The following is an 869-nucleotide window of genomic DNA, read 5'->3' on the forward strand; positions in this document are numbered from 1 at the left end:
ATCAAGGAATGATACAGAAAGGAATAAAGCATACGTTTATGCTTCTCAGTCCCGCCAGTGACCTCAATCTTACTAAGCGCCATTTTCCACTTCGCCTGCGCTGTTTGTTTGACAGATTCGAAGTTCCAGCCTGGATTCTCCGTTTGCAAATTCAGCTTGGCGTGCTCCATATCGGTGTAGGAAATCGCTACCTTTACATAAACCTCTTTTTGGTCAGATGTATCAAACCTGACATACCCGCCAACTTTACGATTGTTGGGAATTTCCGATTGTTCAGATTGGCTATCTTTGGTAATTTGAGAACCTTTGTAGGTGCCGACCTCAGTGAACGGCTGACTGAATTCAGCTGCAAAATAAACGGTGTAATTGTTCGTATTTTCAGCTAAAGTGCCGCTCCCCTTGCTGCCGCAAAATCCGCCAGCATTCACATACCCCGTCACCATGCTGCTATTTTTGTCAATTTGGATATTGGCATCCCTAACACCCGTGCCGTTAATACCCGTATTAATGAGCATCATCGCCTGCGTAGAGGCTGGATAGGTAAATCTGCCGATGCTCGTTCTCTCCGTTGCGGTAAATTCCGATCTTATGTTGTATTTATCCAACAAGACACTATAGTAACCCGGTATAGCAATTTCATTCTCACGTTGAAAAGGTGAGGCATAGTCCTCGAAATGCGTTGCCGGTGATTTTCCCAATTTGCCTACGACAGGTAAAAAGGGAATATTCTGCGCAATATCACAGCCAGGTCCGTCGATATGCGTCAAACTGAATCCAGCAATTGATTTACGATCATAATCATATCCTGAGCCCAAAGGCGATTTGCCTGAACCAAGGTCGTTGTAACCGGTATCCGGACTCCATTGAAT

At 44.9% G+C, this 869-nt stretch carries 1 protein-coding gene; it reads right to left on the reverse strand.

Annotated features, from left to right (window positions below; translation table 11 throughout):
- A partial coding sequence (locus tag AC1DUA_RS39365) for a glycoside hydrolase domain-containing protein (protein WP_477504846.1) occupies positions 1-869 on the reverse strand: 869 nt, incomplete at both ends.

The sequence above is a fragment of the Paenibacillus sp. 01T422 genome (genome assembly GCF_056398785.1).